Origin of the sequence: Streptomyces sp. YGL11-2 (assembly GCF_050054615.1) — a bacterium.
Classification (GTDB): domain Bacteria; phylum Actinomycetota; class Actinomycetes; order Streptomycetales; family Streptomycetaceae; genus Streptomyces.
Window position 1 is genome coordinate 224,384 of the sequence record NZ_JBNHIN010000008.1, and the last position, 20,093, is coordinate 244,476.

Consider the following 20,093-nt stretch of genomic DNA (forward strand, 5'->3'; position numbering starts at 1 on the left):
GGGCGGCGCGCAGCGCCTCAGCGCCAGGGCTCCGAGACGGTGCGCAGGGTGGCCGCGGTGGCGACCGCGGCGGTGACCGCTTCGTGGCCCTTGTCCTCGGCGGATCCGGGCAGGCCCGCGCGGTCCAGCGCCTGCTGCTCGGTGTCGCAGGTGAGCACGCCGAAGCCGACCGGTACGCCGGTGTCCACCGCGACCTGGGTCAGGCCCTGGGTGACGCCCTGGCAGACATAGTCGAAGTGCGGGGTGCCGCCCTTGATGACCACGCCGAGGGCGACCACCGCGTCGTAGCCGCGGCCGGCCAGCACCTTGGCCACCACCGGCAGCTCGAAGGCGCCGGGCACCCTCAGCAGCGTCGGCTCGTCGATGCCCAGCTCGGCGAGGGCGCGCAGCGCGCCGTCCACGAGGCCGTCCATGATCTGCTCGTGCCACTGCGCGGCGATCACGGCCACCCGCAGGTCGCCACAGTTCTTCACGGTCAGTTCGGGTGCGCCCTTGCCGCTCACGTTTCTCCTCGTACGGGTGATGGTGCTGAATCTGGCTGACGGTGGTTACTGGTTGCCGCAGGTGCCCGCGCCAGCAGCGGGCGCGGCGCCGGCCGCTCCGGTGGAGCCGGTGCTTGCACCGGGCAACCAGGGCAGGTCGTGCCCCATCCGGTCGCGCTTGGTGCGCAGGTACCGCAGGTTGTGCTCGCCGGCCTGGACGGGCATCGGCTCGCGGCCGGTGACCTTGAGGCCGTGCCGCACCAGGGCGGCGGTCTTCTCGGGGTTGTTGGTCATCAGGCGCAGCGAGCGCACGCCGAGGTCCCGGAGCATCTGCGCGCCAGCGCCGTAGTCCCGCGAGTCGGCGGGCAGCCCCAGTTCCAGGTTGGCGTCGAGGGTGTCCCGGCCGCGCTCCTGGAGTTCGTAGGCGCGCAGCTTGGACAGCAGCCCGATGCCGCGCCCTTCGTGGCCGCGTAGGTAGATGACCACGCCGCGGCCGGCCTCGGTGATCCGCTGCAGCGAGGCGTCCAGCTGGGGGCCGCAGTCGCAGCGGAGCGAGTGGAAGACATCGCCGGTCAGGCACTCGGAGTGGACCCGGACCAGGACGTCCTCGCCGTCGCCGAGGTCGCCGGCGACCAGCGCGATGTGCTCGACGCCGTCGACCGCGGAGCGGTAGCCGTACGCGGTGAACTCGCCGTGCGCCGTGGGCAGCCGGGTCTCGGCCTCGCGGCGGACGGTGGGTTCGGACGACCGGCGGTAGGCGATCAGGTCCTCGATGGAGATGATCGCCAGGCCGTGCTTGCGGGCGAACGGGACCAGCTCGGGCAGCCGCAGCATGGTGCCGTCCTCGCCGGCGATCTCCACGATGGCCGCGGCCGGGCGCAGTCCGGCCAGCCGGGCGAGGTCGACCCCGGCCTCGGTGTGGCCGTTGCGGACCAGGACGCCGCCGGTCCGGGACCGCAGCGGGAAGATGTGGCCGGGCCGGACGAAGTCGGCGGGGGCCGCCGCACCGGAGGCGAGCAGCCGCAGGGTGGTGGCGCGGTCGGCGGCGGAGATGCCGGTGCTGACGCCGTGCGCGGCGGACGCGTCGACGGAGACGGTGAACGCGGTGCGCATCGACTCGGTGTTCTGGTCGACCATCTGCGGGAGTTCCAGCCGGTCCAGCTCGGCGCCCTCCATGGGGGCGCAGATCAGTCCGCGGCACTCGCTCATCATGAACGCGACGATCTCCGGGGTGGCCATCTCGGCCGCGACGATCAGGTCGCCCTCGTTCTCCCGGTCCTCGTCGTCCACCACAACGACCGGCCGGCCGGCGGCGATGTCCGCGATCGCGCGCTCCACGGGATCCAGCACCAGTGCGTCCTCGGTCTCGTCGTACCAGCTCTGCAACGCGGTCATGCCGCAACTCCTTCCAGGACGGGACCGGCGTCCGCGCTCCGCGAGCGCAGCCACCAGTCGCGCATGCCCCACACGACGAGGGCGAGATAGACGACGTAGACGAGGCCGGAGAAGGCTAGCCCGCTGCTGAAGGCGAGCGGGACGCCGACGACGTCGACCAGCAGCCAGGCGAACCAGAACTCGACCAGACCGCGGGCCTGCGCGACCATCGCGGCGAGCGTGCCGACGAAGATGTAGGCGTCCGGCCAGGGGTTCCAGGACAGTTGGGGGACCAGGGTGAACAGTCCGCCGACGGCCGCGGTGCCCAGGGCCGTCCCGCCGATCAGCAGCCCGCGCTCGCGCCAGCCGGCGAACCGTACGGCGATGGAGCCGTCCTGCGCCTGCTGCCGGCCGCGCTGCCACTGGCGCCAGCCCCACAACGCCACACCGATGACGAGCAGTTGCTTGCCGACGCCGCCGCTGAGATGGGCGGAGGCGTACGCGGCGACGAGGATGACGCCGGAGAGGAACTGGGCCGGCCAGGTCCATATGGAGCGCCGCCAGCCGAGCGCGAGGGCGGCCAGCCCGACGGTGTTGCCGAGCATGTCCGACCAGATGACGTGCTGTCCGAAGGCCGTGAAGGCGGTGCCGTTCAGCCAGTCCAGGACGCTCACCGGTCCATCTCCTTGAGTTCCGCGAGGTCGTCGGTGTCCCGGGAGCCCCGGCCGAGCAGCCGCTCCACGTACTTGGCGAGCACGTCGACCTCCAGGTTCACGGGGTCGCCGGACTGCTTGATGCCCAGGGTGGTCAGCGCGAGGGTGGTGGGGATGAGGCTGATGGTGAAGGAGTCGTCGGCGGCCTCGACGACGGTGAGGCTGACGCCGTCGACCGTGATGGAGCCCTTCTCGACGACGTAGCGGGCGAGTTGGCCCGGCAGCGAGATCCGCACCAGCTCCCAGTGCTCCCCCGGGGTGCGCTCGACGATCGTGCCGGTGCCGTCCACATGGCCCTGCACGAGGTGCCCGCCGAGCCGCCCGCCGAGCGCCATCGGGCGCTCCAGGTTGACCCGCGAACCGGTCGTCAGCGCGCCGAGGCTGGAGCGCTTGAGGGTCTCGGCCATCACGTCGGCGGTGAACTCCCCGCCTGCGGTGTCCACGACGGTCAGACAGACGCCGTTGACGGCGATCGAGTCGCCGTGCTTGGCGCCTTCGGTGACGAGGGGGCCGCGGAGCCGGAAGCGGGCGGCGTCACCGAGGTCCTCGATGGCGGCGACCTCACCCAGTTCTTCGACGATTCCGGTGAACACTTCAGTTCTCCTCGGGACGGGAGTGGCGAATGGGAGTGGCGGTGATGCGCAGATCGGGGCCGAGCCGGGCGGTGTCGGTCACATCGAGGCGCAACGCCTCGGCGATCGTGGTGATTCCGGCGTCGCCGACGGCGGCCGGGCCGGCGCCCAGCAGTACCGGCGCGAGATAGCCAACGACCTTGTCGACGGCCCGGGCGGCCAGGAAGGCCCCGGCGAGCGTGGGCCCGCCTTCGAGCAGTACGGAGCGCACATCGCGTGCGTACAGGGCCTGGAGCAGTGCGGGGAGGTGCAGCCCGCGCCCCTCGGCGGCGCGCGGCAGCCGCAGGATGGGGGCGAGCCCTTCGAGGTGGGCCGCGTCGGCGTCCTCGGCGACCGCGATCAGGGTGGGCGCGGTGCCGTCCAGGACGCGGGCGCCCGCCTTGACGGCGCTGGCGCCGGAGTCCACCACCACTCGCAGCGGCCGGCTGACCTCGTCGTCGGACAGCCCGGCGATCCGCACGCCGAGCTGCGGATCGTCGGCGCGGGCGGTGCCGGAGCCGACGATCACCGCGTCGGCGGCGGCCCGCAGCCGGTGCACGTCGGCCCGCGACTCGGGCGAGGAGATCCAGCGGCTGGTGCCGTCGGCGGCGGCGACCCGGCCGTCCAGGGTGGCGGCGTACTTCCACAGCACGAAGGGGCGCCCGCGCAGCACCGACGTCAGCCACGCCTCGTTGCCGGCCGCGGCCTCGTCGGCGAGCAGGCCGCCCTCGACGTCGATCCCGGCCTCGGCCAGGGTCAGGGCGCCGCCGGTGGCGGTCGGGTTGGGGTCGGCGACGGCGTAGACGACCCGGGCGACACCGGCGTCGATCAGCGCCTGGGCGCACGGCCCCGTACGCCCGGTGTGGTTGCAGGGCTCCAGGGTGACCAGCGCGGTGCCGCCCCGGGCCCGCTCGCCCGCGGCGCGCAGCGCGTGGACCTCGGCGTGCGGCCCGCCGGCCCGCTGGTGCCAGCCCTCGCCCGCCGTACGGCCCGCGGAGTCCAGGACGACACAGCCGACGACCGGGTTGGGGCTGGTGTGCCCGAGGCCGCGGGCGGCGAGCTCGATGGCTCGGCGCATCGCCGCGATCTCTACGGGGGCTGCGGTGGCCACCGGGTCCTCCTGCCTCTCAGGGCACGGACTCCGGGGCTGTCTGGACGACAGAAGCGGAAACAGAGCCACGGGGACACCGAGGCCGGAAAAGAGGGCCCGTCCGGAACACGACCGGACGCGCCGCCGACGGCGGTGTACCGAAGCTCGCCCGCCGCGCACTGCCTCCCATCCGGACTTTCACCGTCGGTGCAGGAATTCCACCTGCTCAACCGGCCGCTGGCTGCGGACGGGTCGCGGACTGTTACCGCCGGTTCGGAATTACACCGACCCCGGAGTGCGCTGCTGCTGTTATGTCAGTACAGGGTCAGTGTGCCACGGCTGATCGTGACCCATGCGGGCGAAGCCCTGTGGGCTGGCTCACAGACCCCGGCGCGCCGCCTGTCACAGCCGCCACCGGTGTTCCGTCATGGGGGCCGTATCCCTCTGGTTTCCCCCTCAGTTTTCCCGTCCCCCACCTCAAGGACTGATCCGCGATGACGACAACGGCGACAATTCTCGTCACCGGCGGCACGGGCACACTCGGACGCGCCCTGGTCGACCGGCTGCTCCGCGACGGGCACGACGTACGGTCGCTCAGTCGGCGCCCCCATACGGGCACCGCGCGGCCCCGGCTGCGGTCCTACGCCGTCGATCTGCGCGACGGCACCGGACTGGCGGACGCACTGGCGGGCGTGGACGCCGTGGTGCACTGCGCCACCGCCGCCACGGGCGGCGACCTGGAGTCCGCGGAGCTGCTGGTCGAGGCGGTGCGGCGGGCGGGCGTCCGGCACCTGGTGTACATCTCGATCGTCGGCGTGGACCGGATCCCGCTCGGCTACTACCGCACCAAGCTCGCGGTGGAGCGCCTGATCGAGGAGTCCGGCGTCGGCTGGACGGTGCTGCGGACGACGCAGTTCCACAACCTGGTGCTGGGGATCGTCAAGGCGCTCGCCAAGTCACCGGTGCTGCCGGTGCCGGCGGGCGTCCGCGTCCAGCCCGTCGAGGTGGGCGAAGTGGCGGACCGGCTGGCCGAGTTGGCGCTCGGCCCGCCGGCCGGCCGGGTGCCGGACATGGGCGGGCCCGAGGCGCTGGAATTCCGGGAGCTGGCCCGCCTGACCCTTGAGGCGGGCGGACGGCACCGGCTGCTGCTCCCGCTGCCGCTGCCCGGCGCGAGCATGGCGGCGCTGCGGCGGGGCGCGAACCTCGCACCGGACCACGCGGACGGGCGGCGGACCTACGCGGAATTCCTGGCGGAGCGGGTGGCCCGCTGAGCGGCCGGGGAGGCGGTGCCGCCGGCGGCCGCCGCGCGCCGTCCCGCATGGCGCGATCACGCCTCCGCACGCCCAAATCCCCTTAGTTCCAGGCGGAGTTCCCGATAATTTACCGCCCATGTCTGACCACGGCGGTCCCGACGCCACCCCGCTCCCCCGCCCCGTTCTGCGCCGCGCACGCCGGTCCGTCGCCGCGGTGTTCCTCGTACACGGCGCGGTCACCGGGAGCTTCGCCACCCGCATCCCCTGGATCCAGGACCACACCGGCATCTCCCCCGGCCAACTCGGCCTGGCCCTGGCCTTTCCCGCGATCGGCGCCTCGCTGGCGATGCCCCTCGCGGGCCGGATCAGCCATCGCTTCGGCGCCCGCACCGCGCTCCGCGGCCTGCTCGCCCTCTGGACGCTGTCCCTGCTCCTGCCCGCCCTCGCCCCCGACGTCTTCATACTGTGCCTGGCGCTCCTCGCGTACGGCGCGAGCTCGGGCATGGCGGACGTCGCGATGAACGCGCTGGGCGTGGAGACCGAGGACCGGCTCGGCCGGCCGATCATGTCCGGGCTGCACGGCATGTGGAGCACGGGGGCGCTGCTGGGCTCGGCGGCCGGCACCGCCGCCGCACACGCCGGAACCGACGCCCGGCTGCATCTCGCCGGTGCGGCCCTGATCCTCACCCTGCTCGGCGCGCTCGCCTGCCGGGGCGTACTGGACCTGCGCAGCGCCCCCGAGGAGCACCCCCCGCCCCGCTTCGCGCCACCGCCCAGGTCGGCCCTGATCATCGGCGCCATCGGGTTCTGCGCGGTCTTCGCGGAGGGCTCCGCCCTGGACTGGTCGGCGGTCTACCTCCGGGACCGACTGGGCACCGACGCGGGCCTGGCGGCCGCCTCCACCACCGCCTTCGCCTGCACGATGGCCGCCGCCCGGCTGGCCGGCGACAAGGTGGTGGCCCGGTTCGGGCCGGTGCGCACGGTCCGTGCGGGCGGCGCGCTGGCCACGGCCGGCGGCCTGCTGATCGTCGCGGCGCGGCACCCGGTCCTGGCGATGGCCGGGTTCGGCCTGGTCGGGCTGGGCGTCGCGGTCGTGGTCCCACTTGCCTTCGCCGCCGCCGGGCACAGCGGCCCCAGCCCGAGCCAGGCCATAGCGGGCGTCGCCACGATCACCTACACCTCCGGTCTGATCGCCCCCTCGGCCATCGGCGGCATCGCCCAGGCGACCTCGCTGACCGTCTCCTTCATGCTGGTCACGGCGCTCGCCTTCGGCCTGGTGGTGGGCGCACGGGTGCTGCGGGTCCCGTCCCGTACCGCGTCCGGGGGCGCGGCGGCCGTGACCGGCGATCTGGAGCGGTCCTGACCGCGGCCCGTCAGGCGGCGTCCGCCTCCGTGCCCGCCGCTCCGTCCGCCCGCTCCGGCCTGAGCAGTTCCGCGGCGATCGCGCGGGCCCGCTCCGACCAGGGGGTGGGGCGCAGCGTCCGCGCATCGACGCGGACGAGCACCCGGTGGCCGTGGGCGTAGCTGCCGGCGCCGTCGGCGTCGCATATCCGGAAGCCGTACGTGAGCCCCGTACGGCCCAGGCGCTCGACCCACAGGTGCGCGGCGTAGCGGCCGGCGCTGGTGACCGGCCGCTCGTAGGAGACCCTCATCTCCTTGATCACGTTGCACATGTCGCCGGCGGCGGCCCAGTCGCCGTCGAACCCGAACCCGAAGCCGTGCCAGTACTCGGCCCAGGCGCGCTCGACCAGCAGCGGGTAGCGGGAGTTGTGGAGCATGCCGAGCGCGTCGAGGTCGTCGAAGTGGACGGTGACGGGGACCAGCCGCCCGTAGGGGGCGGGGGTCGCGGCCTGCAGGGGTTCGACGCTCACTGCTGATGCTCCTGGATCTCTGCGCACGGTGACCGGTGCTCGTGGCACCGGCGGGGCTGCTGTGATCAGCCCGAGCCATCGTAAGCGACCGCTTAGGATGCTTTGTGCGGCGAGCCACCGGCGGCAACCGCGACCCGAGTCGGCCGACCGCCCACCGCCCGCGCCTCGCCGAAGCCCGGCACGCGCGATCGGGCACTGTAGCGAAGTCAGGACATCCGCCGTGGTGCACGCCGGGTCGGGGCGGGAATGACCCGATGTGACAGTCAACAGCGAGCTCACAAACCTCAGTTGGAGGCGAACAGATGGCTGACAGGGTCAGTGGCGTGGTCCGGTGGTACAACCAGGTCCGGGGCGTCGGGTACATCGACGGGGACGACGGCCGCGAGGTGAGGGTGGACAGCCGGTCCATCGAGGACGGAACCTTCGTCGTCGAGGGCTTGCGGGTGACCTACGTACCGGTGGAGGACGAAAGCGGCTGGCACGCGGAACACCTGAGCATCGTCAGGCACTCCCCGGGCGCCGCCCACCACGAGTAACCCGCACATCCGGCAACATCCGGGGGTGAGCGGACACGCCCGTTCACCCCGCAAGGGCGCAAGCCCGTCCGGCTGGAGTCCAGGGGTCGGAGGCGATGCCGAGCAGCCGCTACTCGGCATCGACACCCGACGGCAGGCGACCCGGTCCGCCATGGACCCGTGTGCCGACCGCGGCAGCCCGGTGGACTGCGCACCCGACCCTCACCGGAGCACCCGCCGGCCCCTCACGGCCGACGTCGTGACCGCCCCGCGGCTCCGGACAGGGCCTGCCTTCTGCCGGCTACCTGCCGCACAGCGCGTAGACGGTGCCCACCACATGCGGAACCGAAGCCCGGTTGCCCATTCCGGGATCGGTGATCGTCACCTTCCAGGAGGTGGGCGTGTCCGGATACGACTCGGTGATGCTGCCGTTGGCGTCCTGGCCCCGAGAGGCGAAGCCGCCGCCGGTCACCGTCTTCCCGCGCGGGCATTTCGCCGTAGCGGTGAACGTACCCTTCGCATTGCCCATCAGCGGCACGGTCGCCGTCACCCGGTCCGACCGCTCCTGCGCGGATGCCGCCATCGGGACCGCCGTCACCAACGCCGCCACCGCGAGACCCAGCATCATCCGGCTCACTGCTGCACGCATCAGTCCAACCCCCACCTTCCGTCGGGAAACGGGCCCCGCCTCTCGCGGATGCCCCACCCATCTCTGCGCAGCACGAGCGCCCCTTATGCGAATGCCCCCGAAATGCGGATAACCGTGATTATCCGATCGACCAACGTCGCCTGTTCCTCGCGGTGCTGGACGCAACGCCCGCCCTACCCTCGGGCGTCACACACCGGGGAAACCCCTGACGCACACCACAACAGCCAACCGCCGCACTGCACTTCACCCCCCACATCGCCGGACACCCCACCGCACACGCATGTGGTCACCACGACGCGCGTCGGCAGGTGGCAGGTGGCAGGTGGCAGGTGGCAGGTGGCAGGTGGCAGGTGGCAGGTGGCACGAGCCGGGATGTACGTCGGCGTGCAGCTCAAACCGGCGGGCATGGAGACCAGACCGGCGCGCGCTCCCCGCCGAACGCGCCCTATGCCCCCGCACGCCGGAACGGTCCCGTCACTCACTGCACTAGATTCGCTGCTCACCGTCATGCCGCCCGGTCCCGTACCCGGCGGTGGGACCTGAAGGGATCGCCATGAGCAGTCCGCGGACCACCCCCGGAACCACCCCTTCCGCCCCTTCCAACCCAGCTGCCTCTTCTGCCCGCTCCACCCCCGCACCGACGACCGCCCCCACCCCCGGGCAGCCGCGGGCCCGCGGGCGCCGCGCGCTGCGGTCGGCCGCCGCACTGTCCGTGCTCGCCGCCACCACCCTCTTCGCCACCGGCGCCGCCCCGACCCCTGCCACACGGGCCGGCCTCACCTGCACCTCGATCGGCCGCACCAGTCAGGACGGCACCACCGTCTCCGGCTCCGGCGCCATCACCGCGCCGTGCAGCGGAGGGGCGACGCTCGTGGTCCAGCGCTCACGCTGGTACGGCTGGGAGGACATGGCCACCCAGAACTTCACCGGGCAGCACGCACAGACCATCACCTACGACTGCGCGCACACCGGCATCCACGACTTCCGCGTGTACATCAACTCCCAGCACGCCGACGGAAGTTACGAGTTCCACGAGTCCAACCACATCAACGCCAACTGCGGTTGACCCCACCGGGCCCCAGGGCCGCCGGAGAGGAGCCCCCGTGTACGTCCCATCCCAGACCGCCCGCCGCTGCGCCACGCTCACGGCCACCGCACTGCTCGCCCTGACCGCCACCACCGCCACCGCCGCCCCGGCGCGCGCCCCTTCCGCCGCCGCCGTGCGGGACGTCGCCGTCTGCACCGCCCAGGTCGACAACCCGCACTTCTCCAACGGCGCGGGCAGCGTCATCTTCAAGGCCCGGATGAGCTGCACGACCAACGGAAACGTCCCCGAGGTCAACCTCCGGGTGTGGGGCACCCTGGGCGCCGTCTCCGGCGGCTCGCCCGGCCACCCCGCACAGGGCCCGCCCGTCCCCGCCGCGGCCTCCGACCAGACCCAGACGGTGCCGACCAACGGCCAGCAGGTGACGTACTACACCCCGGCACCGGACGCCCCCAAGAAGATCACCGGGTCCGGGACGTACGTCGGCTCGGTCACCTTCCAGATCGTCGCCCCCGCCCCGGGCACCGTGGGCCGCCAACAGGGCACCTACGTCTACGTACAGCGGTGACCGGCCTCCCGCGCCCCGCGACCGGCGACCGCTACGGTGGCTGCCATGGCCGACGCCGAGCACTGGGTCCCCGACGGCAGAACTCTCCTGTGGTGCTTCGGCCGCGCCGACGAGCACCGGGTGATGCCGGCGATCCGGGACGATGTGCGGCTCCGGTCGCAGGGCGTGGAGCCGGGTTCGGAGGCGTACTGGCTGCTGGTCTCCGAGGCCGCGATCGAGGCGGTGCTGTACGACCTGCTGGAGCGTGCCAGGGCGGAGGGCACCGTGTTCGACGACCGGCCGTCGCCCCCCGCGTGACGTTGCTTCCGGCGGTCGGCCGAAAGCCCCTCAGCCTCGGTCCTTGCGGTCGGCGGGCCCGTCGTCACCGCTGGTTCCGACGTCGAGGAGCGGCATGCCGCGCTGTCCGGCCGACCGGGAGAGCCAGCGCAGGGAGTGGTAGCCGGTCAGCACGATGAGCGTCCCCAGTGCGATGCCGCTGAGTTCGAAGTGGTTCGTGAACTTCAGCGAGACGCCGCCGATGGCGATGATGATGCCGGCCGCGGCGGGGATGAGGTTCAGCGGCACGGTGAAGTCCACCTTGTTCCGGATCCAGATCTGGGCACCCAGCAGGCCGATCATGCCGTAGAGGATGACGGTGATGCCGCCCAGCACCCCGCCGGGAATCGCGGCCACGACGGCGCCGAACTTCGGGCACAGTCCGAACAGCACCGCAAAGGCCGCTGCCGCGGAATAGGCGGCGGTGGAATAGACCCGGGTCGCCGCCATCACGCCGATGTTCTCGGCGTACGTCGTCGTGGCCGGGCCGCCGACCGCGGTCGAGAGAACCGTCGCCGTGCCGTCGGCGACGATGGCCATGCCCATCTTGTCTTCGAGCGGGTCACCGGTCATCTCGCCGACCGCTTTGACATGGCCGGCGTTCTCCGCGACCAGTGCCACCAGGACGGGAAGCGCCACGAGGATCGCCGAGGCCGAGAAGTTCGGTGCGTGGAACGTCGGCAGGCCGATCCAGTCGGCCTTCTCGACAGCGGTGAAGTCGATACGCCAATGGTCGGTCACCTTCCCCGCACCGTTGGCCGAGTGAATCATTCCCGTGGCGCGGTCGAGAACCCAGGACAGTGCGTACCCGAATACCAGACCCAGGAAGATGGCGATGCGCGACCAGAATCCTCGCAGGACCACGAGAGCGAGGCCGGTGAACAGCATGGTGGCCAGAGCCGTCCACTGGTCCTGCGGCCAGTAGGTGGACGCCGTCACCGGGGCGAGGTTGAAGCCGATGAGCATCACGACCGCCCCGGTCACCACCGGTGGAAGAACCGCGTGGATCACGCGAGCCCCGAGAACGTGGATGGCGATCCCGCATCCCGCCAGGCAGGCACCCACGACGAGCATCGCTCCCGTCAGCGTGCCGGCGTCACCCCCCTGACCCGCGATCACGGCGGACACTCCGACGAAGGAGAGCGACGAGCCCAGGTAGCTGGGGATGCGGCCACGCGTCATCACCAGGAAAAGGACCGTGGCAACGCCGGATGCCATGAGGGCCAGGCTGGGGTCCAACCCCATGAGTACCGGGGCGACAAAACACGCGCCGATCATCGAAACCACGTGCTGGGCTCCGAGCGCGACGGTGCGGCCCCACGTCAGGCGTTCCCCGGGCTTGACCACTTCCCCCGGCCTCAGGTGCCGCCCGTCGCCATGAAGCTTCCACCCGAAGCCAGCCATGATCACTCTCCACTTTCCGCGACGCCCTGCACGTCACAGAGCCGAAGAGATTCATAGTCGCACCACCGCCGCAAGCCAAACTCCTCCCGAGAGCGCTGGGACCGCCACCGAACTGAGGCGATACGCCCCCCATTTACCCCATCGTTCTGCCACTGGTTCACGATCGCCGGCCACGCTCATGGATCGCGGTGAGTCTCGCGCTGCCGGCGACAACCGGCGGGCCGGTCCGCTTCCGGCCCGCCGGCGCCTGCGCCTCGTCCGCGGGCGCGGTGCGGACCGTGGCGGCGGCCACCACCGGCGCGGTCACCGCCATGAGCGGGGCGCCGGGTACGGCGGACAGTCTCGGGGCATGGGTCAACTTCCGGAATTCCGCACCGCGTTCATTGCGGCGTTTCCCAGGACGCCGAACGGACAGGGAATTCGCACAGCGCATTGCCGTGCGGCGCGGCCTTCCGGAAGCACGCGACAAAGGCCGTCGCACATTCCGGAATCCCGGAAGAAACACTCCGGCACGGCGCGCCGACTATTACTCCGATCCGGTCAACGGACCACGGCCAAAGGCATATTCGGGGGTTTCCCGGTGCCACGCTGAGCGGATGACGACAATTCAGCAGCAGGCCGGAAAGGGCACACGGCGCACCGTGGAGAGCCCCGCCGCACGACCCCCCGACGGTGCCGGACCCGCGACCACGGCAGGTGTGGCCGACGTCCTGGCGCGGATGCGCGCCCTGGACGCATCGCTGCCCCCGCAGGACGGGGTGGCGGTGTTCAACCGGGTCTATCTGACCGTCACCGAGGCCGTCGCCCAGCGCGTAGGGGGTGGTGCCTTCGCGGACCCGGAAGCCGCCGGTGAACTGGACATCCGGTTCGCCCGCCGCTACTTCACCGCCGTGGACGCCGACGCCGCTGGAGTGCGGCCCCCGGCCTGCTGGCGCCCCCTCTTCCAGTTGCGGCGGCATCCCGGGGTCCGCCCCCTGCAGTTCGCGCTGGCCGGCATCAACGCGCACATCGGCCACGACCTGGCGCTCGCCGTACTGGACACCTGCCAGGCACTCGACTGCGAACCATCCGCCCTGGAGGGCGACTTCGACCGGATCGGGACCGTCCTGACCAGCCTGGAGGAGGGCATCCGGGAGACCCTGATGCCCGGTCCCGACCTGCTCGACATCGCCGATCCGCTCCTGCATCTGGCCGGCTCCTGGAGCCTGGAGATGGCCCGGGACGGCGCCTGGGCCGCCGCCCGGATGCTGTGGGGCGTGCGCCGACTGCCGGAGGTGGCCGAGGAGTGCGCCGAGCGTCTGGACGCGAGCGTCGGCCTGATCGGCCGGTGCCTGCTGACACCGCTGAACTGACCCCGCCGCCAGGCACGGGACACCCCGGGGCGGCGTCGTTCCACCGCACCGGCCGCCGCCGTTCGGCCGGGCGGGGCCGACCGCGCCGCCGATCCGCACGCCCGGAGCCGCGTGGCCGGCCTCCAGCCACCGGCCGATCAGTCCTCGGGGAGTTCGACCGGGGCGATCTCGTCGTAGACGTCGCCCGGGCCCGGGTTGGCCGCGTCCGTGGCGCCGCCGAACTGGTGCATCACGCCCCACACCGCGTTCAACGCGGTCTGCACGGCGCCCTCGGCCCAGCCCGCGGTCCAGGAGATGTCGTCGCCGGCCAGGAAGATGCCGCGCTTGTCCTCGGGGAGCCGGTCCTGCATGAAGTGGGTGAACAGGCGCCGCTGGTAACGGTAGTGGCCGGGGAGGTTGGCCTTGAACGCGCCCATGAAGTAGGGCTCGTTCTCCCAGGAGACGGTGACCGGGTTGCCGATGATGTGCTGGCGGATGTCGACGTTCGGATAGATCTCCGACAGCGACTTGAGCATGACCTCCATGCGCTCGTTGGCGTTCAGCGGCAGCCACTTGAGGCTGTCGTCGCACCATGTGTACGAGAGGCAGATGACGGCCGGCCGGTCCGGCCCGTCGTCCAGGAGGTAGGTGCCGCGCGTCATCCGGTCGGTGAGCGTCATGCTCATCACGTCCCGGTCGGTGGGCTCGCCGTTCTCGTCGACGGCCTTGTCCAGCCAGAAGGGCCGGTCGACGGGCACGAAGAGCTTGCTGGACTCCATGTAGTGGGTCCGCTCCATCGCCGTCCAGTGGTCGATGGGGAACAGCTCGTCGTCACAGGCGATCTTGCTCAGCAGCATCCAGGACTGCGCGGTGAAGACCGCGGCCTCGTAGGTACGGATGTCGCCGGCGGCGTCGGTGACGGTGACCCGGTTGCCCGCGGTGCGGTGGAGCCGGGTCACGGCCGGGCGCGGCGCGCCGTCGTGCAGCGTGGCGAGGGAGGTGCCCGGCGCCCAGTACACGATCTTCTCGGGCTCGCGCTCCCACAGGCGCAGCGGGAGCTGCTGGCTGCCGCCCACGATGCCCCGGTGATGGTCGTCGGCCTCGGTGTAGACGACGCGCAGGATCTCCAGGATGGAGTTGGGGAAGTCGGTGTCCCAGCCGCCGGTGCCGAAGCCGACCTGGCCGAAGATCTCCCGGTGCCGGAAGGAGCGGAAGGCGGTGGAGTCGCAGAGGAAGCCGTAGAAGGTCTGGTTGTCGAGCTTCTCGACGAGCCGGGACCAGATCTCCCGGATCCGCGGGATGTCGCGCTCGCGCAGCGCCCGGTTCATGTCGGAGAAGTCCGCGTCCTCCTCCAGGCAGGCGTTCCAGGCGTCCATGACCTGGGTGTAGACCTCGGGCAGGTCCTCGACGGTGCGCGCGTAGTGCGACTCGCCCTTGAGGTCCACGACCGTCGACGGGGTGTCGGGGGCCAGCGGGTTGGGGAACGGCTTGGTCTCCAGACCCACCAGGTCGATGTAGTACTGGAGCGCGGTGGAGCTCGGCGGGAAGCGCATCGCGCCCATCTCGGCGGTCAGGCCCGGGTCGCAGCCCTCGAAGCCGACGGTGCGCAGCCGGCCGCCTATCTGGTCCGCCTCGTAGACGACGGGCTTGAGGCCCATCTTCATCAGCTCGTAGGCGGTGATGATGCCGGAGAGGCCGCCGCCGATGACCGCGACCTCCTTGCCGTGCTCGGTGGCGGGGACCTGGCCGAGGCCCGCGGGGTGCGCCAGGAAGTCGTCGTAGGCGTACGGGAAGTCCGGGCCGAACATGGTGATCGGCGGCTGGGCATCCGCGTGGTGGGCGGCGGTGGGCACCGTGGACGTCATCGGGGCGGACTCCTTGCGGGCGGGGGCGGTGTATCGGGGCAGGCCGGAGTGGGGTTCGGCGGGGTACGGGGCCGGGTGGCGGCGCGGCGCGGCGGGCCGGGGCGGAGCCGGCCGCCCGCGGCCCGTCGTGCGGCGGGGCGGTTCAGGTCAGGTCAGGGGTGGGTCACATCGGGGCAGGTCGTATCAGGTCGGCGGCCGGGGCGCGGCAGCCCTCCGGTCACGTCGGCGACCGGGGAGCATCCGGGGGCCGGTCGCGTCGGTGCGGGTCACGCCGGGTGGCCGTACAGCTCGGGCCGCCGGTCGTGCAGATAGGGGTTGTTCTCCCGCGACTCCTTGAGGAAGTCCGGGTCGACCGCGGCCTGCACCAGCTGTTCGGAGCGCCCGGCGCGGGTCCGTACGACACCGTCGGGACCGGCCAGGCAGCTGAGCCCCACGAACTCGAACTCGCCCTCCTCGCCGACCCGGTTGACGTACCCGACGTACATCTGGTTCTCGAAGGCGCGCACCGGGATCACGGACTCGGCGACGAACTGGAAGGGGTGCATCTGCGCGGTCGGCACCAGCAGCAGGTCCGTACCGGCCAGCGCGTGCGCCCGGACGTTCTCCGGGAACTCCACGTCGTAGCAGATCAGCAGGCCGATCCGGACGCCGGCGAGGTCGGCCTGTACGACGGACCGGTCGCCCGGCGTGAACCATTCGCGCTCGAAGCAGCCGAAGAGATGGGTCTTGCGGTAGTTGGCGAGCCGCGCGCCGTCTGGGCCGATGAGCTGTGCCGAGTTGTACACCACGGCCCGGCCGTCGCCCGCGCGGTCGCGCTCGCCTTCCGGGGCGCGCTCGGGGTAGCCGTAGAGGATCGCGATGCCGTGGGCGGCCGCGATACCGGCGACGGCCCGGGCTCCGGCGCCGTCCGCGCTCTCGGCGAGGCGGTGGACGTCGCCGCCGATGGCATAGCCGGTGAGGAACAGCTCGGGGCAGGCGAGCAGCCCGGCGCCGGTGGCGGCCGCCTCACGGGCCGCGTCGTCCAGCAGCCGCAGGTTGTGCGCGACGTCGCCGGGCCGTCCCGAACTCTGGAGCAGGGCGGTGTGCAGCGGCGGCATGGGACCCCTCGGCGGGACGGTTCGGGCGGGACGCATTGACGGTACGGGCCGCCGCCGATCCCGGACAAGGCGCCACCGTTGCGTGCCGACGGAGGATTCGTTGCGCGTTCAAGGGCTTGTCCGGCGATTCGTTGCGCCGGACGTCGGCGCAGGTGGGGCCGGGGGCGGGACAGCCCCGGCGGTGGAGACGTCGCCCCCTGGCAGGACGGCGTGATCAACCTGTGGTGCGAGCGGAGCGGGTTCCTGGTCCCACGGGTCGGCGCGCACCATCACGCCACGGTGCGATGTGCGGGTGGGGGGTGCGGCGGGAGCCTGTGAGCATCCGGCGGCCGACCGGCGGCCGCCACATCACCCCTCGTGAACCGCCGCATCGCCCCTCCTGAAAGGACGGCCGCAGTCATGACCCGCCCGCGCCTCTCCCCCGCCCCCGGCCCACTGCACCCCCGTTCCCGGGGCGGCTCCCCACTCCGGGGCAGCCGTCTGCGGCCTCCACAGTCGCGATGCACCGCGCGCACCGCCTCAGCCGACCACCGCGGCCACCGTCCTCCGGACGAGTCCGCGCAGCCACACATGCCCGGCGTCGGCGTCCTGGCGCGGGTGCCAGGCCATCGACATCGAGATCGGCGGCAGCGAGAACGGGATCGGCACGGTGTGCAGCCCCAGCCCGCGGACCGTCGTCGCCGCCATCCGCTCCATGGACAGGCCCACCGCATCGCTGTCGCGCACCATCAGCAGCGAGGCCGCGAAGGTGGGGACGGTGGCGATCACCCGCCGGCGCAGGCCGAGTTCGGCCAGCGCGGCGTCGATCGGGCCGGTCAGCCGCCCGCGGCGGGAGAAGTTGATGTGCGCGGCATCGGCGAAGCGGCGGGCGGTGACGTTCACCGTCGTGAGGGGATGCCCCTCGCGTACGACCGCGACACCGCGATCGGCGAACACCTCCTCCGTACGGATCTCCGGTTCACGCCCCTCGATGACCCCGAACTCCAGATCCGCCGCGCCGTCCCTCAGCACCGGCAGATCGATATGGCTCTCACCGAGGAAGCGCAGCACGACCCGCGGAGCCTCCTCCGCGACCCGGGCGACCAGTGCCGGGCCGACGGCGGTGACGAAGTTGTCGCTGGCGGCGATGGTGAACACCCGGGCCAGCTCCGCCGGATCGGCGGGCGCGGACGGCGTCAGCACCCCGTGCGCCTCCTCCACCAGCCGCCGCACGTCAGCCTTGATCTCCAGGGCGCGCGGGGTCGGCACCATGTGGCGGCCGGCGCGTACGAGGACGGGATCGCCGATCGTCCGCCGGATCCGGCCGAGCGCCCGGCTCATGGCGGGCCCGGAGAGGCCCAGCCGGTCGGCGGCCGCGGTCACGCTCTCCTCTTCGAGCAGCGCGTCCAGTGCGATCAGCAGGTTGAGGTCGATGTTTGCGTTTCGCGCAATCATGCAGTGCACACCTTGCAGTTGAGATCAACTCACTGGGACTCTAGCGTCCCCGCCATGACCTCGTCAGCACCCCCGCCGCCCACCGACCGCACCCGGTCCGCCGGACCCTCGACCGCCGCTCCGCAGACCGCAGATGGCCGGGCTGCCGGCGGCCGGGCCGCCGGCACACCGGCTTCCGGATCGGCCGCCGCAGGCTCCTCTGCCGGACGGCGCCCGGTGACCATCGCCATGTGCGCCTGTGTCCTCGTCGCGCAGTCGCTCGTGGCCGCGATGAACCTCGCCATTCCCAAGATCACCGCAAGCGGTCTCCATCCGACCCCGTCCCAGCTCCTCTGGATCGTCGACACCTACGTCCTGGTCTTCGCTGGCCTGCTGATCCCGGCCGGCGCCCTCGGCGACCGGTACGGCCGCAAGGGCATCCTGCTGACCGGACTGGGCGTCTTCGGCGCGGGTGCGCTGCTGAGCGCGCTGGCCCCCGGCCTCCCGGTCCTGCTGGCGGGCCGCGCCGTCTCTGGCGCCGGCGCCGCACTGCTCGTCCCGGCCACGATGTCCGTCCTGCTGTACGCCACCCCACCCGACCGGAGGGCGTCGGCAGTGGCAGCATGGAGCGCGGCGCTCGGTGTCGGCGGAATGGCGGGCAACGCCGGCGGCGCGCTGATACTCCAATACCTGCCCTGGCAGGGGCTGTTCTGGGCATATGTGCCACTGGCGCTCGTCCTGTTCGCATGGGTGGCGCGGTCCGCGCCCCGGGTGCCCCGCCAGACGGCAACGCTCGACCTGCCGGGGTCGGCGCTTCTGGCGCTCGCTTCGGTGGCGCTGCTCTTCGGCATCATCGAGGGCCCGGGACTCGGCTGGGCCTCACCCCGGGTCATCGGCGCCTTCGCGCTGACGCTCGCGCTGCTCGCGGGGTTCGTCCGCCATGGCCTGCGGGCCGCGCACCCGGTGCTGGATCCGCGGCTGTTCCGGCTGCCGCGGCTCCGGGGCGGCAGTATCGGTATCACCGTCGCCTTCTTCGGCATGTTCGCGCTGTTCTACGTCAACGCGCAGTTCCTGCAGTACGTGAAGGGCTATTCACCGCTCCAGACCGGCTTCGCCAACGTGCCGATGGCCTTCGGGATGATGGCTGTGACGAAGTACGGCATGAGCCTGGCGCGGCGGATCGGCGAGCCCGGAACGGCCGGCACGGGGCTGGCCCTGATAGCGGGCGGCCTGCTCCTGCTCTCCACCGCCGACGCCACCACCCCCTACCTCCTCTATCTGGCGTTTCTCCTGGTGCTGTCGACGGGCGCGGGCCTGGCGATGCCGACCCTCGCCCACGCGATCGTCACGTCCGTGCCGGCCCACCGATCCGGTATGGGCTCCGGACTCCAGGGCGCGGCACGGGAGTTGGGCGCGGCGCTGGGCATTGCCGTGGTGGGGACCGTCCTGTCCGTCCGCATCGGCTCGGGGGCGGGCCACGGCGCGGCCACGGCCGGCGCGTTCACCGACGCCGCGGCGCTCGGCTACCGCATAGCGGCGGGCGTGGTGCTGGTGGCGAGCGTCGTGGTGATGTCCGCCCTCCGCACCCGAACGCACCCCACCGGAACAGACCCGACCGCACCGCGCCGGCACCGGTCCGGCACCCGGTCCGAGGTCCGGTCCGCACCCTGATCCGAAGCCCGGACCCACCGCACTTGACCTCAAGTCCGCTTGAGATCGCAAGATCGCCACATGAGCACAGACGAGAACACGCCGCCGAAAACGACCCTCACCACCCACCAGACCGCCACCACCCACCAGACCGCCACCACCGACCAGGCCGTCGCCACCCACCAAACCCCCACCGGAGATCAGACCGACGCCGCGGACAGGCCCATGACCACCACCGAAGCCGCATCCTCATCCCCCGCACCGGCACAGTTCCTTGCTCAGCAGCGGCCCGAGGCCGAACCCCGGTTCCCGCCGCAGCACCAGCGCCTCATCGACCGGGCTGAGATCACCGACCTCCTGGACCGCTACCTGCGCTCCCTGGACGAGGGGATCTTCGACGAAGCCTGGGCACGCGCCTTCCACACCGAGGAGGTGACCGCCGTGATGCCCGTCGGCACCGTCCATGGTCGGGACGCCCTGCTGGCGAGCGTCAGCCAGGCGATGGCCCTGTTCGACCGGACGGTGCACCTGGGCACCAACGCCGTCATCGAGATCGACGGCGACCGGGCCACCGCCCGAGGTGCCCAGCTCAGCACCCATGTCCTGGCGGGCGGCTCCGGAGCCCTCTTCATCTCCGCGGGTCACGCGGACAGCGAGTTGGTGCGGACCCCGGACGGCTGGCGGATATCCGCGTCGTCCCTCCGGATCGCCTGGACGCAGGGAACCCCGCCGCGGATGGCGACAGGGCCGGGGACCGAGCGGCGGGACACGGCCTGAACCCGCCCGATGATCGGTCCTGGAAGGGAAGTTGCACGCACCGGGTCACAGGCCCGGACCAGGCCGGTGC

General features: G+C 72.2%; 21 protein-coding genes and 1 riboswitch. Of the genes, 9 read left to right on the plus strand and 12 right to left on the minus strand.

Going from position 1 to position 20,093, the window contains the following annotated elements:
* Window positions 1-17: 17 nt before the first annotated feature.
* From ribH to ribD, 5 genes are read right to left on the minus strand one after another with little or no spacing between them, the layout of a single operon-like run.
* A complete protein-coding gene (gene ribH / locus ACO1BR_RS12445; RefSeq protein WP_159504878.1) occupies window positions 18-503 on the minus strand; it encodes a 6,7-dimethyl-8-ribityllumazine synthase in 486 nt (161 codons plus the stop codon).
* Between the two features lie 45 nt (window positions 504-548).
* Window positions 549-1,877: a bifunctional 3,4-dihydroxy-2-butanone-4-phosphate synthase/GTP cyclohydrolase II gene (locus ACO1BR_RS12450; RefSeq protein ID WP_426795113.1), complete on the minus strand. Its 1,329-nt coding sequence runs from the start codon at window positions 1,875-1,877 to the stop codon at window positions 549-551.
* Window positions 1,874-2,530, minus strand: coding sequence for a nicotinamide mononucleotide transporter family protein (locus ACO1BR_RS12455; protein ID WP_426795114.1), 657 nt, complete (start codon window positions 2,528-2,530; stop codon window positions 1,874-1,876). Before ACO1BR_RS12455 ends, ACO1BR_RS12450 begins: the two co-directional genes overlap by 4 nt.
* Window positions 2,527-3,162: a riboflavin synthase gene (locus tag ACO1BR_RS12460; protein ID WP_426795115.1), complete on the minus strand. Its 636-nt coding sequence runs from the start codon at window positions 3,160-3,162 to the stop codon at window positions 2,527-2,529. The genes ACO1BR_RS12455 and ACO1BR_RS12460 overlap by 4 nt, the downstream gene beginning before the upstream one ends.
* 1 nt (window position 3,163) lies before the next feature.
* Window positions 3,164-4,291, minus strand: a complete 1,128-nt coding sequence (gene ribD / locus ACO1BR_RS12465; RefSeq protein WP_426795116.1) for a bifunctional diaminohydroxyphosphoribosylaminopyrimidine deaminase/5-amino-6-(5-phosphoribosylamino)uracil reductase RibD — start codon at window positions 4,289-4,291, stop codon at window positions 3,164-3,166.
* Window positions 4,292-4,442: 151 nt separating this feature from the next.
* Window positions 4,443-4,573: riboswitch (FMN riboswitch) on the minus strand.
* Window positions 4,574-4,764: 191 nt separating this feature from the next.
* On the opposite strand from ribD, the gene ACO1BR_RS12470 reads away from it, so the two are divergent.
* Together ACO1BR_RS12470 and ACO1BR_RS12475 are read left to right on the plus strand one after the other, a co-directional pair.
* Window positions 4,765-5,541: an SDR family oxidoreductase gene (locus ACO1BR_RS12470; protein ID WP_426795117.1), complete on the plus strand. Its 777-nt coding sequence runs from the start codon at window positions 4,765-4,767 to the stop codon at window positions 5,539-5,541.
* Window positions 5,542-5,659: 118 nt separating this feature from the next.
* The gene (locus ACO1BR_RS12475) at window positions 5,660-6,886 is read left to right on the plus strand and encodes an MFS transporter (RefSeq protein WP_426795118.1); all 1,227 of its coding nucleotides are present in this window, start codon (window positions 5,660-5,662) and stop codon (window positions 6,884-6,886) included.
* Window positions 6,887-6,896: 10 nt separating this feature from the next.
* Here ACO1BR_RS12475 and ACO1BR_RS12480 read toward each other — a convergent pair whose 3' ends face one another.
* Window positions 6,897-7,394, minus strand: a complete 498-nt coding sequence (locus ACO1BR_RS12480; RefSeq protein WP_426795119.1) for an acyl-CoA thioesterase — start codon at window positions 7,392-7,394, stop codon at window positions 6,897-6,899.
* Between the two features lie 302 nt (window positions 7,395-7,696).
* Between ACO1BR_RS12480 and ACO1BR_RS12485 the strand changes: the two genes are divergently transcribed.
* Window positions 7,697-7,930, plus strand: coding sequence for a hypothetical protein (locus ACO1BR_RS12485; RefSeq protein ID WP_426795120.1), 234 nt, complete (start codon window positions 7,697-7,699; stop codon window positions 7,928-7,930).
* A 280-nt stretch (window positions 7,931-8,210) separates the two neighbouring features.
* On the opposite strand, the gene ACO1BR_RS12490 is transcribed toward ACO1BR_RS12485, so the two are convergent.
* Window positions 8,211-8,558, minus strand: coding sequence for a hypothetical protein (locus ACO1BR_RS12490; RefSeq protein WP_426795121.1), 348 nt, complete (start codon window positions 8,556-8,558; stop codon window positions 8,211-8,213).
* A gap of 553 nt (window positions 8,559-9,111) precedes the next feature.
* Here ACO1BR_RS12490 and ACO1BR_RS12495 point away from each other — a divergent pair.
* The 3 genes from ACO1BR_RS12495 to ACO1BR_RS12505 are packed head-to-tail and all read left to right on the plus strand — an operon-like array spanning window position 9,112 to window position 10,468.
* Complete coding sequence (locus ACO1BR_RS12495) at window positions 9,112-9,624, plus strand: hypothetical protein (RefSeq protein ID WP_426795122.1); 513 nt, start codon at window positions 9,112-9,114, stop codon at window positions 9,622-9,624.
* Between the two features lie 37 nt (window positions 9,625-9,661).
* On the plus strand, window positions 9,662-10,171 hold the full coding sequence (locus ACO1BR_RS12500) for a hypothetical protein (protein ID WP_426795123.1): 510 nt from the start codon (window positions 9,662-9,664) through the stop codon (window positions 10,169-10,171).
* Window positions 10,172-10,216: 45 nt separating this feature from the next.
* Window positions 10,217-10,468: a hypothetical protein gene (locus ACO1BR_RS12505; protein ID WP_426795124.1), complete on the plus strand. Its 252-nt coding sequence runs from the start codon at window positions 10,217-10,219 to the stop codon at window positions 10,466-10,468.
* A gap of 30 nt (window positions 10,469-10,498) precedes the next feature.
* Here the strand turns inward: ACO1BR_RS12505 and ACO1BR_RS12510 are convergent, their stop codons facing one another.
* The gene (locus tag ACO1BR_RS12510) at window positions 10,499-11,890 is read right to left on the minus strand and encodes a uracil-xanthine permease family protein (protein WP_426795125.1); all 1,392 of its coding nucleotides are present in this window, start codon (window positions 11,888-11,890) and stop codon (window positions 10,499-10,501) included.
* 157 nt (window positions 11,891-12,047) lie between these two features.
* On the minus strand, window positions 12,048-12,248 hold the full coding sequence (locus tag ACO1BR_RS12515) for a hypothetical protein (RefSeq protein WP_426795126.1): 201 nt from the start codon (window positions 12,246-12,248) through the stop codon (window positions 12,048-12,050).
* A 238-nt stretch (window positions 12,249-12,486) separates the two neighbouring features.
* Here ACO1BR_RS12515 and ACO1BR_RS12520 point away from each other — a divergent pair, with 238 nt between their 5' ends.
* Window positions 12,487-13,242, plus strand: coding sequence for a DUF5995 family protein (locus tag ACO1BR_RS12520; protein ID WP_426795127.1), 756 nt, complete (start codon window positions 12,487-12,489; stop codon window positions 13,240-13,242).
* A gap of 137 nt (window positions 13,243-13,379) precedes the next feature.
* Here the strand turns inward: ACO1BR_RS12520 and ACO1BR_RS12525 are convergent, their stop codons facing one another.
* The 3 genes from ACO1BR_RS12525 to ACO1BR_RS12535 form a co-directional block, all read right to left on the minus strand.
* Window positions 13,380-15,086: a flavin monoamine oxidase family protein gene (locus ACO1BR_RS12525; RefSeq protein WP_426795128.1), complete on the minus strand. Its 1,707-nt coding sequence runs from the start codon at window positions 15,084-15,086 to the stop codon at window positions 13,380-13,382.
* Between the two features lie 266 nt (window positions 15,087-15,352).
* Entirely contained in the window at window positions 15,353-16,183 is an 831-nt protein-coding gene (locus tag ACO1BR_RS12530; RefSeq protein ID WP_426795129.1) for a carbon-nitrogen hydrolase family protein, read from the minus strand.
* Between the two features lie 519 nt (window positions 16,184-16,702).
* Entirely contained in the window at window positions 16,703-17,617 is a 915-nt protein-coding gene (locus tag ACO1BR_RS12535) for a LysR family transcriptional regulator (protein ID WP_426795130.1), read from the minus strand.
* Between the two features lie 54 nt (window positions 17,618-17,671).
* Between ACO1BR_RS12535 and ACO1BR_RS12540 the strand changes: the two genes are divergently transcribed.
* On the plus strand, window positions 17,672-19,267 hold the full coding sequence (locus tag ACO1BR_RS12540; RefSeq protein WP_426795131.1) for an MFS transporter: 1,596 nt from the start codon (window positions 17,672-17,674) through the stop codon (window positions 19,265-19,267).
* Window positions 19,268-19,327: 60 nt separating this feature from the next.
* Entirely contained in the window at window positions 19,328-20,023 is a 696-nt protein-coding gene (locus tag ACO1BR_RS12545; protein WP_426795132.1) for a nuclear transport factor 2 family protein, read from the plus strand.
* Window positions 20,024-20,093: the final 70 nt, after the last annotated feature.

What these genes read in the sequence shown, in the direction of transcription:
- ACO1BR_RS12490 (WP_426795121.1), bottom strand. Translation starts at nt 8,558, where the DNA reads ATGCGTGCAGCAGTGAGCCGGATGATGCTGGGTCTCGCGGTGGCGGCG.
- ACO1BR_RS12525 (WP_426795128.1), bottom strand. Translation starts at nt 15,086, where the DNA reads ATGACGTCCACGGTGCCCACCGCCGCCCACCACGCGGATGCCCAGCCG.
- ACO1BR_RS12450 (WP_426795113.1), bottom strand. Translation starts at nt 1,877, where the DNA reads ATGACCGCGTTGCAGAGCTGGTACGACGAGACCGAGGACGCACTGGTG.
- ACO1BR_RS12540 (WP_426795131.1), top strand. Translation starts at nt 17,672, where the DNA reads ATGACCTCGTCAGCACCCCCGCCGCCCACCGACCGCACCCGGTCCGCC.
- ACO1BR_RS12530 (WP_426795129.1), bottom strand. Translation starts at nt 16,183, where the DNA reads ATGCCGCCGCTGCACACCGCCCTGCTCCAGAGTTCGGGACGGCCCGGC.
- ACO1BR_RS12485 (WP_426795120.1), top strand. Translation starts at nt 7,697, where the DNA reads ATGGCTGACAGGGTCAGTGGCGTGGTCCGGTGGTACAACCAGGTCCGG.
- ACO1BR_RS12545 (WP_426795132.1), top strand. Translation starts at nt 19,328, where the DNA reads ATGAGCACAGACGAGAACACGCCGCCGAAAACGACCCTCACCACCCAC.
- ACO1BR_RS12505 (WP_426795124.1), top strand. Translation starts at nt 10,217, where the DNA reads ATGGCCGACGCCGAGCACTGGGTCCCCGACGGCAGAACTCTCCTGTGG.
- ACO1BR_RS12535 (WP_426795130.1), bottom strand. Translation starts at nt 17,617, where the DNA reads ATGATTGCGCGAAACGCAAACATCGACCTCAACCTGCTGATCGCACTG.
- ACO1BR_RS12520 (WP_426795127.1), top strand. Translation starts at nt 12,487, where the DNA reads ATGACGACAATTCAGCAGCAGGCCGGAAAGGGCACACGGCGCACCGTG.
- ACO1BR_RS12475 (WP_426795118.1), top strand. Translation starts at nt 5,660, where the DNA reads ATGTCTGACCACGGCGGTCCCGACGCCACCCCGCTCCCCCGCCCCGTT.
- ACO1BR_RS12510 (WP_426795125.1), bottom strand. Translation starts at nt 11,890, where the DNA reads ATGGCTGGCTTCGGGTGGAAGCTTCATGGCGACGGGCGGCACCTGAGG.
- ACO1BR_RS12495 (WP_426795122.1), top strand. Translation starts at nt 9,112, where the DNA reads ATGAGCAGTCCGCGGACCACCCCCGGAACCACCCCTTCCGCCCCTTCC.
- ACO1BR_RS12470 (WP_426795117.1), top strand. Translation starts at nt 4,765, where the DNA reads ATGACGACAACGGCGACAATTCTCGTCACCGGCGGCACGGGCACACTC.